The organism is Bacillus sp. LJBS17 (genome assembly GCF_019334685.1).
Taxonomy (GTDB): Bacteria; Bacillota; Bacilli; order Bacillales; family Bacillaceae; genus Bacillus; species Bacillus subtilis.
On record NZ_CP079759.1, the window covers coordinates 1,302,214 to 1,316,475 of the forward strand.

The following is a 14,262-nucleotide window of genomic DNA, read 5'->3' on the forward strand; positions in this document are numbered from 1 at the left end:
CCGTATTTGATCAGATGTTTTTGCCAATATGATATAACGCTTTTTCCTCAGCCACCTGCAAGTGCTGCTGATCGCCTTCCTCGTACGCATGTGGCCGCTTGTGAGATAATAAATAAGCGAGCCGCTTCTGAAATTGAATACCTGCTTTACGCCGTTCAAACATGTCAAGCCTTTTATCAGCAAATTCCTTTGTTACCCGGAATACCGCCGCAATTGTGGCGAGTGCCTGGCTTCTCCATTGCGGCAGTTCCATCTGCAACAGCATAAAGGTTGGCACACAGAAGTGGTACATAAATTGATTTGCCTGGAATTCTTGAAGCTCTCTGAAGAGCTTGTTCATCTGAAAATGATTGCCTGCATGCTTTAACACGTGGCACAGCTCATGGCCAAAATCCTCCCATTGCTCTTCCCGTGACTTTTTTTGGTTCAATACGATACTGTACATGCCGTCGTATTTCACCATCATGCTCCCCATATCCTCAAAATGCACCCAAATATCCAGATCCTTTGCGATTTTCAGCATGTCAATGTGATGAGGGGATGTGATGCCCAGCCGGCCGTATAAATTTTTAACGTATTCTTCCAGATGTGATAAGTAATCGCCCAATTGAATACTCCCTTTCGAACATTTGTTCTGTTTTTAGCGAGAAAGAAAAGCCCGTATAGGACTGGAAAGTAGTGTAGAAATCTTTCCCTTTTCTTTAAAAAATAAACACTTTTTTCTTTATATCGGTCTACTTTTTATATGTTTTAGAGAACAGAGAACGATTTATTTATTTTTCGGTTTGCGGTTTTTCTCTTTTTCTTTTAAATAGTTGATAAATTCGATGGCCTGCTGTTTGCTTTCTGGGGAAAAATCCTGCATATCGCGGTATGCAAGCTGCAGGTCCGGATCTGAGAACATATCGTCATCGGATTTTTTGTCTTTTCCCGTTAATAAGTAATCAGTCGTTACTTGAAAGTAATCAGCCAGCTTTTGGAGTGTGTCGTAATCAGGTTCGCTTCGCCCATTTTCATAGTGGGAATATCGTGCCCGTGACACACCGATGTGTGATGCGATTTCTTCCTGTGTCCTTTTCCCTCTGAGACTCTTCAATCTGCCGCCTATCATACTATGACCTCTCTTTTTTAAACTCCCTACGTTACTTATGATTATAGATACAATATGTATCAAAATAAAGTTATGATAAAAAAAGTATCAAAAATAACTTGATGATACAGTTCGTATCGTTTATACTTGGTAACAGTTGATACGAAATGTATCGAAAACAAACCAGGAGAGTGATCACATGTATCCAATCCAAATTGTTTTTAGTGAAAATCCCATAGATCAGCGCCATCTCGGACAATCCGGCGGCACCATTTCGTTTACGGCATGCGGCCTTCCGGTGTTCCACTTTGAAACGCAAGAGCAGTTTCAAGCATACATGATGTTAAAGGGAGAAGCGGCGTACAATGAAAAACGATAAAAGCTATCCTTTTCTGACGTATTCAGGGTTATTGAATTCAGAACATTATGACAAAATTGGCCCGGCGCTATGGCTGTTTCTCTGGTTTATCAGCTCAACAACAAAAGAAATCGAAAAAGACGGCGTAAGCTGGGGCATCGTACTCGGCCATAAGCCGTTAAAAGCGAGAGAAATGGCGGCAGTCTTCGGCGTAAGTGAAAAAACCGTCAGAAGATGGCTGGAGCTTCTCGAAAACCATGATTACATAAAGGCCGTCCGTGCGCCATACGGACTGATGATTTCGGTCAAGCATTCCAAAAAATTCAGCTTCAGATCGGACAATACTGTACACGGGAGTCTAAAAGAACGGCCATTTTCGCCGCAGACACCGGACACAAACGACCGTACAGATATAGATAAAACAAACAAATATACTGCTGCTGATGATGCAGTGGATCACATTGCGAAGCGGTTTACACAATTACGGTCGGCTCAAGAAGGACGCACCGTGTATCCTTCCTCAAGAGATTATCAAGCCATCGCCCGCATTGTTGCCATCGGCGTTCCTGTCACGCAAACAATCAAATGGCTTGAAGAATGCTTTCAGGCTTTTGAAAACCGGCGGACCGCCGCTTCTGAAACAATCAAGGCTTTTCGCTACTGCTCGAAATTCATTGAAGACAGATTTTTCGCGCAGCAAGCCAAAAAGAATGCCGCAATTCAGCATGAGAGGATGAAAAAACATGACAAAACGAACAATCGAACAGATTTTGGACGAGCTGAGAAGAGGGAGACGTCCATTACTGGCGGACAAACCGGCCGAATCAGACGCAAGCAGGTATGATTGCCTGCGCTGCAAGGATCAGGGAGGTTATCTCGTCAGGCAGAATGGCCTGGAAGTCTGGACGATGTGCAGCTGCATGGCAGAACGGAAAGTGAAGCGGCTGCTGGGTGCAAGTGAGATTACCCACGCTTTCAGACAGCTCGGCTTCAAGGAATTCCGCACGGAGGGAAAGCCGCAGGCCATAAAAGACGCATTTGAGTGTACAAAAGAGTATGTTGCCGATTATGAACAAATCAAGGATTGCCGAAAAAACAGCATTGCCCTTTTAGGACAGCCCGGATCAGGGAAAACACACCTTTTGACTGCCGCTGCCAACGAATTAATGAGAACATGCTATGTGCCTGTCATTTATTTTCCGTTCGTGGAAGGCTTTACTGATCTGAAAAATGATTTTGCCCTATTAGAAGCGAAGCTGAACCGGATGAAGCAGGCGGATGTGCTGTTCATAGATGACCTGTTTAAACCGGTTAACGGCAAACCCCGCGCTACAGATTGGCAATTAGAGCAAATGTATTCGGTACTCAATTATCGCTACTTAAATCATAAACCGATTTTGCTTTCTAGCGAGCTGACAATTGAAGCACTTGTACGGGTCGATGAAGCGCTCGGCACGAGAATCTATGAGATGTGCAGTGACTATTTAGTGATTATCAAAGGAGCAGCCTACGAGCTTAACCATAGATTGGAGGGCGTCAGATAATGTGTAAGCTTTGTCAAACAAAGAAAGTCATTGTGGAACATACCGGTATTGGAGTCGTTTTTCATCCATGTCCGAACTGCCGGTCCGGCACTGACTTAACGCCTGTCATTCAAAAGCTGGAGCAAATGCTGACAGCGGGAAAAGCGAGGCTGAATATCTATGATTAAACAGCTGACTGCACTAATCGCTTTGCTGTTTCGGGCAAAGCGAACAGAAAAAAACATTGAACAATGGTATAAGGACGACGGGAAGTGAAAGTGTTGGCAAAGACAAAACAGGCAGAGAAAAGCCCTGCGCCGTGGCGTGCTGTCCCGTGCGGGGATACGAAACCGATCTATATTTATTCAGCTTACAGTGAAGAAGAAAAAGAAAGATTCCCATATTCAAACGGACGGCTGATTGCCGCTGTATTTGACCTCAGCTCTTATTCGCAAAAAAGCAATGCCGCTTTGATGGCCGCTGCGCCTGAATTGCTGGAAGCGTCTAAAGCAGCTCTTGATTTTCTGAAGGGAAATTCTGTTCATTCAAAGGAGCGCATCATTCAGTTATTAGAAAAAGCTGAAGCAAGCGCTGCACCGAAAAGGGGAGGAAATAAAACATGATTCATCCTAAAAAACTGCAGCATATTGATTCCGTCACGCTTAAGAGCCAGCTGGAGGACGGGAAAATCCGTGTCATTATTGTGGATGGCATCAAGCAAGAAGCATGGATCACAGAAGCGCCCGAGCATGGAAAAACGCTCGTCGAAACAAGAAAGGGCGATCTTGCCCGTGTGGAATTTGAAATCGGCTACAAATTAAATTAAAGCGAAAACAGAATACGTCCAAGACGGAAAGCCTGCGGACACTGATCAACTGCACAGCATTTGTGCGTTGATTGGTGTCCGTTTTTTATTTGCCAAAAATAAGGAGGATCATAGAATGCAAGACTTACTATTTGAATATAAACGCACGCTCAAACAAACAAGAATACAATATAAACCGCTCGCTGAGGCAGATGAATCCGTGCTCTCAGCTGAAGAGCTGAAGGATAAAAAAATCATCAGAAATATGATTACTGATCTTGAATATGTAACAGAATGGCTTGAAAAAGGAAGGCAGCCCGGCATCAGACGGGCGATTGACCGGCGTGATGCCTACCAGCGGCTGATGATCAAAGACCCGAGAATCATCGAATCATTTTCCAGCGCTATGATGTTTGAGCCGGACGGACAGGTATCAGAAGAAGACAGAGAGAGAATTCGAGAAGCATTAGCCCTGTTAACAGACAGAGAAAAGGAAATGTTTTTGCTGCATAAGGTAGAATGTTTTTCTTATGAACGGATCGCCGATCTTCTCGGCGTAAAAAAATCGACAGTGCAAACGACGATTAAACGGGCGAGTTTAAAGATGCAAAGACAGCAGGAAGAAATGAATCGATCACTTGCCTGAAAGCTTGTCATACGTTTGCCACCTATAAGTGAATAGAGCATGACACATAAGCGGCTGGCATGATCAGCCGCTTTTATGAATAAACAACCATGCTGGAGGTGGCGGTGATGCCGTAGCATGAAAACACAACAGCGCGAACAAGCATTAGCAATCTATCAACAACATCAAGGAAAGATCACAAATCGGGCGATTGCGGACACAATCGGTGTTTCCGCGAAAACAATCGGCATCTGGAAAAAACAAGACAAATGGAAAGAGGCGCTGTTTTCTGCATCCAAAAACGAACAAAAACAGAGCCCTATAGACAACGATGAATTAAATGAACGCCAGCGGCTGTTTTGCCTGTATTACGTCAAAAACTTCAATGCCACACAGTCAGCAATCAAAGCGGGCTATTCTCCGGACAGCGCTCATGTGACGGGCAGCCGGCTCTTAAAAAACGAAAAGGTCGCTGCTGAAATCAGACGCATAAAAAAAGAAATGGTCAATGAGATGTTTATTGAAGCGATGGATGTGCTGCAGGTTTATATCAAGATCGCGTTTGCGGATATTACGGACTATGTGACCTTTGGAAAAAAAGAGGTCCAGGCTGTCGGGAAATCGGGTCCGCTGTTTGATGAAGATGATAACCCGATTATGAAGGAAATCAGCTTTGTCGATGTCAAAGACTCGGGGCTCGTTGACGGCACCATTGTAACGGAAGCAAAGCTTGGCAAAGAAGGCATTGCCATCAAGCTTGCAGATAAAATGAAGGCGCTTGAGAAGCTGTCCTTATATTTTGATTTGTTTCCAGATCAATTTAAACAAAAAATTGAAAATGAGAAATTGAAGCTTGCCAAACAAAAAGCGGAGAAAACAGATGACAGCCAGGAGCCGATTGAAATTATGATCAAACGAAAAGAGGGCAAGTCATGATTGTAAAAGAAATCAATCCTCATTTCGAAGATTACGTGTTCAATTGGGAGCAGACGTACCAATTTCTCGTCGGCGGCTACGGCTCCTCCAAAAGCTATCATACTGCATTGAAAATCGTGCTAAAGCTGCTGAAGGAAAAACGGACGGCCCTTGTGATCCGGGAGGTGTTCGATACCCATCGGGATTCGACCTTCGCCTTGTTTCAAGAGGTGATCGAAGAGCTCGGTCTCACAAAGGCTGTGGCATCTCTTTCTTCCCCGCTGCAGCTGCGATTTCACAATGGCAGCCGGATCATGTTCAAAGGAATGGACAATCCGGCAAAATTAAAATCGGTTCATAACATTTCATTAATATGGATTGAAGAGTGCTCAGAGGTGAAGTATGAGGGGTTCAAGGAATTAATCGGACGTCTTCGCCATCCTGAGCTGAAGCTTCATATGATCTGTACCACCAATCCCGTCGGCACCTCCAATTGGACGTATAGGCATTTTTTTCGGGATGAACGCAAGAAACGGTTTGTGCTGGATGACAGCGAACTTTACGAAAAGCGGACAATTGTGAAGGGAGATACGTATTACCATCATTCCACCGCTAACGACAATCTTTTTCTCCCGGAAAGCTATCTGAAACAGCTTGACGGACTCAAAGAGTATGATCCTGACCTGTACCGGATTGCCCGCAAAGGACGATTCGGCGTCAACGGGATCAGGGTGCTGCCGCAGTTCGAGGTACTCCCGCATGATCAAGTGAAAAAATGTATCGCAGACATCAGCAAGCCAATCTTTCGTACAGGCATGGATTTTGGATTCGAGGAATCCTATAATGCCGTCGTCCGGCTTGCTGTAGATCCTGAGAAAAAATACCTCTACATTTATTGGGAGTATTATCAAAACAAAATGACAGATGACAGGACGGCTGAGGAGCTGCGTGAGTTTATTGAGACACAGGAATTGATCAAAGCCGACTCGGCTGAGCCGAAAAGCATTCAATATTTCCGCCAGCAGGGCTTTCGGATGGTTGGAGCCAGAAAGTTTCCCGGCTCCAGGCTTCAATATACCAAAAAGGTAAAACGGTTCAAAAAAATCTTCTGTTCGGATCGCTGTGAAAATGTCATCTATGAGCTCAAGACACTTACGTATGCCAAAGATAAAAACGGAGCTCTGATTGAGGATGAATTCACGATTGACCCGCATACGCTTTCTGCCATTTGGTATGCGATTGATGATTATGAGGTTGCTGATATGAAAGAGACAGCACACAAACGAATCCGGCCGAACAGAGAAAGGAGGAGGTCATAAATCATGCACAATCAAACAGTCAGAGCAACTGTATTTAAAGCCAATGCCGCGGCTCCTCAGACAAAGCAAATCTATGAAGATGACTTTTCTGAGCTGTACGGAGAGGACATTATCGCTCCGCCCTACAATATCATCGAGCTCAAAACCATTGCCGAATACTCGACCATTCTTCAGCAATGCATTGATGCGTACAGAGTGAATATTACAGGCTTTGGATTCGATGTTGAGTACACATTTGATGTCAACGCAAGTGATGTCGATCAGGCAAAAAAGAAAAGAGCGGAAAAAGACTGGGCCAGACTCGAAGCCTTTTATAAATGTCTTCACTTTGATGAATCAGCTGAAATGATTTTAGGCTATGCCATCGAAGACAGAGAAAAAACAGGCAACGGATTTATGGAAGTGCTTCGCGACGGGGCGGGAAAACCTGCCGGCATCGAATATTTAGATGTGAAATATATGCGTGTATGCGGAGCAGGCGAGCCTGTAGAGGTTTCATTCGTATATGAAGAAAACGGGAAAATGAAAAGGATCAAAAGGCAAAAACGCTTCCGAAAATATGTGCAGATGATCAATGGAAAGAAAGTATTTTTTAAAGAATACGGCGATCCGCGAAAAATGGATATTCGCACAGGTGAATATGTAAACACATTGGCAGAGAAGTATCAAGCAAATGAAGCCATTCACCTCAAAATCGGAAGCGGCGTATACGGTGTACCCCGCTGGATCGGCAATATTGTCAATTTATACGGGGCCCGAAAAGCAGAAGAGCTCAATTTTATGTATTTTAAGCAGGGACGTCACGTCCCCGCTGCGATTACAGTGGAAAACGGGATGCTGTCTGAAGCTTCTTACCGGGAGCTGCAGGAATACATGAATGATCTTGAAGGTGTTGAAAACGCCCATAAATTTCTCCTGATCGAAGCGGAAGGAATCGCAAAAGAAAAGGATCTCCACGGAGGCGAGGATATTACGCCGGTTTCCGTGGAAATCAAATCCTTGGCTGAAATTCTCCAAAACGACGCCTTGTTTCTTGAATACGATGAAAAAAGCAGAAATAAGCTGCGTTCCGCGTTCCGTCTCCCGCCGCTGTATACAGGCGAGGCCCAGGAATACAACCGGGCGACAGCTGATACTGCTAGAAAAATTACGGAGGAGCAGGTTTTTCAGCCGGAGCGAAAAACGCTCGTGAATAAACTGAATACGCTGCTTTTGCCGGAGCTGAATATCCATGACGTCAGGCTGACATTAAAAGGACCAGACTTTCGTGATCCGCTTGAGATTGCAAAGGTGCTCGGTCCTTTTATTACAGCAGGAGCAGTCTCGCCGAATGATTTACGCGACCTTGCCGGACGGGTGCTTGGCAAAACACTGGAGGAGTGGCCGGAGGACATTTATAAACGGCCTGCAGGACAGGATGCGGAAAAGACAAACCTGACTGCGCTCATGCAGGAGTTGAAAGAAAGCATCGAAGATATCAAAACGTCCTGAAGGGAGGTGAATCAAGCAGGTGGCGCGAGAATTAAGAAATGCCAAAATCAGCTTTGTCAGTTATGTGGACAAGGCGGCTAACCAGACAGAATTTTTCTTTACGAAGTCAGCCGAACCTCCGTCATTTGAAAAAAAGGTTCGGCTGTTTACAAAAAGTGAGCAGGATGAACAAAAGCTCGTGTACGGAATCGTGTATGAGCCTGATGTTCCTGATGCCCACGGCGATTTTATGACCGCCGAGGAAATTGAAAAAGCGGCGCACGGTTTTCTCGCGGAGGCACGGGAGATTGATATCAATCACAGCTTTGAGGGCGGAACCGGCGTCGTGGTCGAGTCCTATGTGGCGCCCGATGATTTTATGATCGGGTCAAAGCGGATTACAAAGGGCTCATGGGTACTCGTGACAAGAGCGTCTGACGAGGTGTGGGAACAGATTAAGGCTGGAATTATCACCGGCTACAGCATGGCTGGCACTGCAGATGTGTATGAAGAAGAACCGGTCGAAAAAGCAGGGTTCTTTAGTGTATTCAAGCAAATGCTTGCTGACAAAACAGGGAAGGAGACTGAAGAAATGAGAAAAGAAGACATGAAAGAATCATTCGAGCATGCGCTTTACCCTCTGCTCAAACGGCTTGAGCGGATTGAAAAAAACACAGACACGGAGGAAAAGCCGGAGCAGACGGGTGATGACGAGCGTCTGAAAAAGCTCGTTGAAGACATGCTTGCCCCGCTGATCGAACGCATCGAGGCTTTGGAAAAAGCGCGAGGCGCCTCTAAGCAGACAGCGGACGATACGGGCGGCAATACAGAGCAAGTCAAAAAATCAATCTGGAGCGGACTGCTGTAAAACCAGTCAAGGAGGAGGAAATCAATTGAGAAATCAAGAGATCATTCGGAAAGCGGAAATGTCGCTTTCTGCTTTAAAAAGCGGCGGGCTTATGAACCCTGCGCAAGCATCGGCTTTTATCCGCATGGTGCAAAACACGCCGACCATTTTCAGTGAATCCCGCGTGATTCAAATGGAAAATGACTCGCAAAAATTTGAGAAAATCGGCTTCGGCCAGCGTATTCTGCGGGCTGCGCAAGAAGGAAAAGCACTGTCAAACGACGAGCTGACAGTTCCAACGACAAGCACTGTTCAGCTGAACACGAAGGAAGTCATTGCGGAAATTAACATTACGTATGACACACTTGAAAACAATATTGAAAAAGACGGCCTGCAGCAGACAATCATGCAAATTTTAGCAGAGCGCGCAGCAGTTGATATTGAAGAGCTGATCGTTAACGGTGATACAGCATCAGCTGATCCGTATCTGGCACAGCTGGACGGCATCCGTAAACAGGCGGTTTCCCATATCGTTGACATGAACGGTGAAGAACTGTCCAGAGCGACATTCAAGAAAGGCTTAAAGGCAGTTCCGCCAAAATATTTGCGCATCCCTCAGGAATTCAGATTCTATACGTCTCACGGCTTAGAAGTTGAATGGAAGGACCGCGTGGCAGACCGCCAGACAAACCTTGGGGACCAGGCTGTTCAGGGCGGCTTGTCAACAGCATTCGGCGTACCGGTCAAAGGAGTATCCAATATTCAGCCGTACACAGTCGGTGAGGGAGACGCGCAATATGACGCTTCTGATATCATTCTCACACATCCGAAAAATATCATTCTCGGCTTCTCCCGCAATATCCGAATTGAAGTCGACAAAGACATCCGCTCCCGTAAATTCATTATTGTCTTAACGGCCAAGCTGGACAGCAAGTTCGAGGAAGAGGATGCCTGCGCGAAATTAATTAACGTAAAAGAATAATAGAAACGAGGTGGTCAGCTCATGCTCATTGAACCGACTGACGTAGCCTCCTATTCGGTCTATGATCGGGTGAAAAACAGGCCGGAAGAGCTGCTGGCGCAGGATATCATCGAGGCGGAAGCAGAAGCGGCTCTCATCACGGGCCACCGCTTTGAAGACAGCTTGTATGATCCGCTGCCCGGTAAGGTGAAGCTCGCTTTAGTAAAGCTTGCCCAGTATTTTGCGCTTGTCAACAGCGATGAATCTGCCTCATCAAGCTATCAGTCTGAGAAAATGGGGGATTATTCCTACACGGTTTCCGGAGAAGGCGGGATTCAGCGGCCTGAGGTGTATCATTTGCTCGAAGAGTTTATCAAGCCGGGCTACGTCCCTGAATCCTCCAGACTGAAGGTGAGATCTTTATGAGCTACAAGCAGATGCTCATTCACCGTTGCGACATTTATCATGAAGCAGCCCAAGCGCCGTCTGCAGGCCGATTTGGGATTCCGGCAGACAGGCTGCAGCCGGTGATTTCATATCCCGATACACCCGATGAACAAGATGTCCCTTGTTATTTTACCGAAAAAACACAGCAGCTGGTTCAGGAGGAGCCGGATCAAACTGTATATCACAGCTTTCTCGTCCATTTTCCGTTGTCAGCGGATATCCGCGTGAACGATAAAATCATTTGGGAGAATCATAAATATATACTAAAGCTGCCGAAAAGGATCAGACATCATCATTGGGAGGTCGTCGCAGTCAGGGATGAAAGCCTATGAAAATAGCGGGATTGAAACAGCTGAACACGGCATTAAAAGAAGCGGCTTCAGGCGGTTTTTCCATACAGGCGTCCCGGTGGCTTGAGGAGTGCGGGCAAGATTTTCTGGACATCGTCCAATCTGAACTCATCAGCACACAAACGATTGATACAGAAAAACTGCTCAGTTCCTTTGAGAAAGGCGCAGAGGACAATCTCTGGATTGTGCAAAGCGGCGGGCTTTCGCTTGAGGTGGGGACACAGCTTGATTACGCCTCATTTCTTAATGACGGCCATTGGACGTCAAAACAAGATGTGAGATGGGTGCCGGGGCGTTTTCAAGGCTCACGGTTTATTTATGATCCAGCGGCTTCAACGGGAATGGCGCTCAAGAGAAAATGGATACCGGGCACGAGCTACTGGGATCATGCACTGCTTTTATATGAACAGCTGTTTGAAAAATCGCTGGAAAGCAAACTGCGCCAGTGGCTGAAGAAGCTGTAAAGGAGGAGCAGGATGAACAGTGAAACAGGATCGATCATGGCGTTTTTGTACAGCCGGTGGTCTGTTCCCATTTATGAACGCGAGCTTCCTGATCACTTTCAGGTGCCGTCGTTATACGTCCCGCCACCATCTGTTTTCGAGGAAACAGATACGGTCTCCACATTTAAAAAAACCTACAGTCTCAATGTAAAACTGTTTCATCTGGACTCCGTTCAGGCGCTGGATGAAGCGGACAGGCTCGCGGATGCCATCAGAGAAGCGAGAAATATGATTCCGCTGCTGAGTGAATCCGGCGAGAAGACGGGGGATATGGTTCGCATCTCCCAAATCGAGACAAGGGTAGGAGACAGGGGCGAGGCGGCCATGGTGATCAGGTGGAGCAGCCGATATTATTATCACAAAACAGAACAGCCTGTCTTACAGGATATCGACATGAACAGCGGGGTGAAATAAGCGGTGGCAAAGAACAAACAACAGAAGAAGGCTGTACATACAAAGAGCCGGGAAGCTCTTTTTGATACAGCGGATTTGATTAAGCACGCGAAGGAGCTGTTCGGCGTTAAGCCGGATATTCTTCAGGGGGCTTTATTTGGCGTGGATCAAACACGTATGACGAAATCAGAAGCCAGTCAATTGATTCAAACATTTCTAACCAAGGAGGTCATGTCATCATGAATGGCGGAACATTTACAACAGGCAAAGAAAAAGAACGTGCAGGCATTTATTTTAACTTTAAAACGACGGCGCAGGAGCGGGTATCACTCAGTGAACGGGGAACAGTCGCACTTCCGGTCGCATCAAGCTGGGGCGAAGCGAAAACGTTCGTCTCCATTTCCAGTGTTGAAGACCTAAACAAAAAAGTGGGCCTCAGCATTGATGACCCGTCTTTATTGCTGCTGCGTGAAGCGAAGAAAAATGCGAAAACGGTATTGATGTACCGACTAACCGAAGGCGTCCGAGCGTCTGCTGATATTGCTGAAGGCGTCAAAGCAACTGCAGTATATGGCGGAACAAAAGGAAATGACATTATCATCCGCATCAATCAAAATGTGCTGGATGCTGATTCTTTCGATGTGACAACATATATGGACGAATCAGAGGTTGATAAACAGACTGTCAAAAAGGCTGAAGAATTAACAGCTAACGGCTATGTCACTTTTACCGGAACAGGCGATCTTTCTTCAACGATTCCTCTCACTGGATCAGAAGGAGACACTGCAGCTGAGACGCTGAATGCATCCGCGGGCATCCGTTTATCCGGCGGTACGGATAAAGACCCTGTCAACTCCGACTATACAGATTTCTTAGCCGCGGCTGAAACGGAGAGCTTTGATGTGATTGCGCTGCCTGTTGCAGAAGGTGACCAGTTGAAGGCGACGTTTGCTGCTTTCATTAAACGCCTGCGCGACGGCCAAGGACAAAAAGTGCAAGGCGTCACAGCCAATTATGCCGGTGATTATGAAGGCATCATCAACGTAACCGAGGGTGTGCTGCTTGAAGATGGCACGGAAGTTACACCCGACAAAGCAACAGCTTGGGTAGCTGGAGCGAGTGCAGGAGCAACCTTTAACCAATCACTTACATTTGTAGAGTACGAAGGCGCAGTTGATGTGTTACACCGCCTCGACCACGATACGATTGTTGAACGTCTGGGCAAAGGTGAATTTTTATTCACATTCGACGCCCGTGATAAATCCGTCAGCGTAGAAAAGGACATTAACTCACTCGTGACGTTCACAGCTGAGAAAAACAAGAAATTTGCGAAGAACAAAATCGTTCGTGTCCTGGATGCTGTGAATAATGATTTAACACGCGAGCTGAAAGCCTTAATTAAATCAAGAAAAGGCAGCGGAAGCGATATCCCGGCATCTGAAGACGGACTGCAGTATGTAAAAACGATGATCACGCAATACATGACAACGCTTCAGGATGCAGGCGGCATCACTGGCTTTGATTCCGATGAAGATATCACAATTTCAATGAATGAAGATCGTGACGGCTTCTTGATTGACCTGGCTGTTCAGCCTGTCGACGCAGCAGAAAAATTCTACTTTAATGTGGAGGTAAACTAATATGGCATTAAAAGCACAAAACACAATCTCAGGAAAAGAAGGCCGCTTATTTCTCGATGGTGAGGAAATGGCGCACATCAAAACATTCGAAGCAAACGTTGAGAAAAACAAATCTGAAGTCAACATTATGGGCCGCCGCATGACAGGCCATAAGACAACAGGGGCAAATGGAACAGGGACCGCAACGTTCTATAAAGTTACATCAAAATTCGTGCTATTGATGATGGACTATGTCAAAAAAGGCAGCGACCCTTACTTCACGCTCCAAGCTGTGCTGGATGATCAATCCTCCGGCCGGGGCACAGAGCGAGTCACACTGTACGACGTCAACTTTGACTCTGCGAAAATCGCAAGCCTTGATGTCGATTCAGAAGCGTTAGAGGAAGAAGTTCCATTTACATTCGAAGACTTCGACGTCCCTGAAAAGCTATCTGACACGTTTTAATCAAAGCTGAATCAAGCCCATACGCAGACCTTTCTCAGAAAGGTCTGTTTTTAAAAGATGAAACCAAACAATAGACAAGGGAGTTTTTTACATGAGCGAGAAGAACGAAAACGTATATGATCTTTCCTTTTTTATGCCGGGAAAAACAATTGAAGCTGAGGAAATCAAAGTGCCGATCTCAAAGCGTTTTGTTGATAAAAAAGGGAACATCGTGCCATTTATTTTTAAAGCGATCACGACGGAGCGCATTGATGAATTGGAGAAAGAAACAACAACGTATAAAAATGTCAAAGGCAGAGGCCGTGTAAAAGATTTAGACAGCCAACGCTTTTATGCCCGAATCGCAGTTGAATCAACCGTTTATCCGGACTTCCGTTCAAAAGAGCTTCGAGAAGCTTACAAAACGGCTGACCCGGTAGAAGTTGCGAAACGCGTGCTCTCAGTTGGAGGCGAGTATGCGAACTGGTTAAACAAAGCGATTGAGATTAATGGATTTGAAGATGAATTAGAGGATCTGGAAGACGAAGCAAAAAACTAATCAAGGATGGGCATAAAGAAGCCGTGTATCTCT

22 protein-coding genes are annotated in these 14,262 nt (G+C 45.8%); 20 read left to right on the forward strand and 2 right to left on the reverse strand.

From position 1 onward, the window contains the following. Positions 1–10: 10 nt before the first annotated feature. Complete coding sequence (locus KXZ66_RS06720; RefSeq protein WP_015715727.1) at positions 11–607, reverse strand: ImmA/IrrE family metallo-endopeptidase; 597 nt, start codon at positions 605–607, stop codon at positions 11–13. Positions 608–769: 162 nt separating this feature from the next. Further along, positions 770–1,111: an HTH-type transcriptional regulator Xre gene (xre, locus tag KXZ66_RS06725; RefSeq protein WP_003232719.1), complete on the reverse strand. Its 342-nt coding sequence runs from the start codon at positions 1,109–1,111 to the stop codon at positions 770–772. A gap of 178 nt (positions 1,112–1,289) precedes the next feature. Here xre and KXZ66_RS06730 point away from each other — a divergent pair, with 178 nt between their 5' ends. The 20 genes from KXZ66_RS06730 (at position 1,290) to KXZ66_RS06825 (ending at position 14,229) form a co-directional block, all read left to right on the forward strand. Continuing rightward, entirely contained in the window at positions 1,290–1,469 is a 180-nt protein-coding gene (locus tag KXZ66_RS06730) for a hypothetical protein (RefSeq protein ID WP_003232712.1), read from the forward strand. Continuing rightward, positions 1,456–2,292, forward strand: a complete 837-nt coding sequence (locus KXZ66_RS06735) for a phage portal protein (RefSeq protein ID WP_151870280.1) — start codon at positions 1,456–1,458, stop codon at positions 2,290–2,292. Before KXZ66_RS06730 ends, KXZ66_RS06735 begins: the two co-directional genes overlap by 14 nt. Beyond that, a complete protein-coding gene (locus KXZ66_RS06740) occupies positions 2,192–2,992 on the forward strand; it encodes an ATP-binding protein (protein WP_015252287.1) in 801 nt (266 codons plus the stop codon). Before KXZ66_RS06735 ends, KXZ66_RS06740 begins: the two co-directional genes overlap by 101 nt. Continuing rightward, entirely contained in the window at positions 2,992–3,159 is a 168-nt protein-coding gene (locus KXZ66_RS06745; RefSeq protein WP_003245588.1) for a hypothetical protein, read from the forward strand. The genes KXZ66_RS06740 and KXZ66_RS06745 overlap by 1 nt, the downstream gene beginning before the upstream one ends. Before the next feature lie 84 nt (positions 3,160–3,243). Next, on the forward strand, positions 3,244–3,594 hold the full coding sequence (gene xkdD, locus KXZ66_RS06750) for a phage-like element PBSX protein XkdD (protein WP_021479479.1): 351 nt from the start codon (positions 3,244–3,246) through the stop codon (positions 3,592–3,594). After that, positions 3,591–3,797, forward strand: coding sequence for a phage-like element PBSX protein XtrA (gene xtrA / locus KXZ66_RS06755; RefSeq protein ID WP_021479478.1), 207 nt, complete (start codon positions 3,591–3,593; stop codon positions 3,795–3,797). The genes xkdD and xtrA overlap by 4 nt, the downstream gene beginning before the upstream one ends. Before the next feature lie 115 nt (positions 3,798–3,912). Continuing rightward, entirely contained in the window at positions 3,913–4,422 is a 510-nt protein-coding gene (locus tag KXZ66_RS06760; RefSeq protein ID WP_014479550.1) for a sigma-70 family RNA polymerase sigma factor, read from the forward strand. Between the two features lie 117 nt (positions 4,423–4,539). Then, the gene (gene xtmA, locus KXZ66_RS06765) at positions 4,540–5,337 is read left to right on the forward strand and encodes a phage terminase small subunit (RefSeq protein WP_072174226.1); all 798 of its coding nucleotides are present in this window, start codon (positions 4,540–4,542) and stop codon (positions 5,335–5,337) included. After that, the gene (locus KXZ66_RS06770; protein ID WP_038828719.1) at positions 5,334–6,635 is read left to right on the forward strand and encodes a PBSX family phage terminase large subunit; all 1,302 of its coding nucleotides are present in this window, start codon (positions 5,334–5,336) and stop codon (positions 6,633–6,635) included. Before xtmA ends, KXZ66_RS06770 begins: the two co-directional genes overlap by 4 nt. Before the next feature lie 3 nt (positions 6,636–6,638). Beyond that, a complete protein-coding gene (locus tag KXZ66_RS06775; protein WP_032725514.1) occupies positions 6,639–8,126 on the forward strand; it encodes a phage portal protein in 1,488 nt (495 codons plus the stop codon). A gap of 19 nt (positions 8,127–8,145) precedes the next feature. After that, positions 8,146–8,973, forward strand: coding sequence for an XkdF-like putative serine protease domain-containing protein (locus tag KXZ66_RS06780; RefSeq protein ID WP_003245836.1), 828 nt, complete (start codon positions 8,146–8,148; stop codon positions 8,971–8,973). A 25-nt stretch (positions 8,974–8,998) separates the two neighbouring features. Next, positions 8,999–9,934, forward strand: a complete 936-nt coding sequence (locus KXZ66_RS06785; RefSeq protein WP_003232690.1) for a phage major capsid protein — start codon at positions 8,999–9,001, stop codon at positions 9,932–9,934. A 21-nt stretch (positions 9,935–9,955) separates the two neighbouring features. Continuing rightward, positions 9,956–10,339: a protein YqbG gene (locus KXZ66_RS06790; protein WP_021479474.1), complete on the forward strand. Its 384-nt coding sequence runs from the start codon at positions 9,956–9,958 to the stop codon at positions 10,337–10,339. Then, complete coding sequence (locus tag KXZ66_RS06795) at positions 10,336–10,692, forward strand: YqbH/XkdH family protein (protein ID WP_032725516.1); 357 nt, start codon at positions 10,336–10,338, stop codon at positions 10,690–10,692. Before KXZ66_RS06790 ends, KXZ66_RS06795 begins: the two co-directional genes overlap by 4 nt. Beyond that, positions 10,689–11,174: an HK97 gp10 family phage protein gene (locus KXZ66_RS06800; RefSeq protein WP_151870279.1), complete on the forward strand. Its 486-nt coding sequence runs from the start codon at positions 10,689–10,691 to the stop codon at positions 11,172–11,174. The genes KXZ66_RS06795 and KXZ66_RS06800 overlap by 4 nt, the downstream gene beginning before the upstream one ends. 12 nt (positions 11,175–11,186) lie before the next feature. Next, positions 11,187–11,627, forward strand: a complete 441-nt coding sequence (locus tag KXZ66_RS06805; RefSeq protein WP_003232680.1) for a phage-like element PBSX protein XkdJ — start codon at positions 11,187–11,189, stop codon at positions 11,625–11,627. Between the two features lie 3 nt (positions 11,628–11,630). After that, positions 11,631–11,849, forward strand: coding sequence for a YqzN/YkzM domain-containing protein (locus KXZ66_RS06810; RefSeq protein WP_032725520.1), 219 nt, complete (start codon positions 11,631–11,633; stop codon positions 11,847–11,849). Next, positions 11,846–13,246 carry a phage tail sheath family protein gene (locus KXZ66_RS06815; RefSeq protein WP_032725521.1) on the forward strand — a complete coding sequence of 467 codons (1,401 nt, stop codon included), beginning with the start codon at positions 11,846–11,848 and terminating at the stop codon, positions 13,244–13,246. Before KXZ66_RS06810 ends, KXZ66_RS06815 begins: the two co-directional genes overlap by 4 nt. A 1-nt stretch (position 13,247) precedes the next feature. Next, positions 13,248–13,691, forward strand: a complete 444-nt coding sequence (locus KXZ66_RS06820; protein WP_003232677.1) for a phage tail tube protein — start codon at positions 13,248–13,250, stop codon at positions 13,689–13,691. A 91-nt stretch (positions 13,692–13,782) separates the two neighbouring features. Continuing rightward, entirely contained in the window at positions 13,783–14,229 is a 447-nt protein-coding gene (locus tag KXZ66_RS06825; protein ID WP_014479556.1) for a phage tail assembly chaperone, read from the forward strand. The last annotated feature ends 33 nt before the right edge of the window (positions 14,230–14,262 follow it).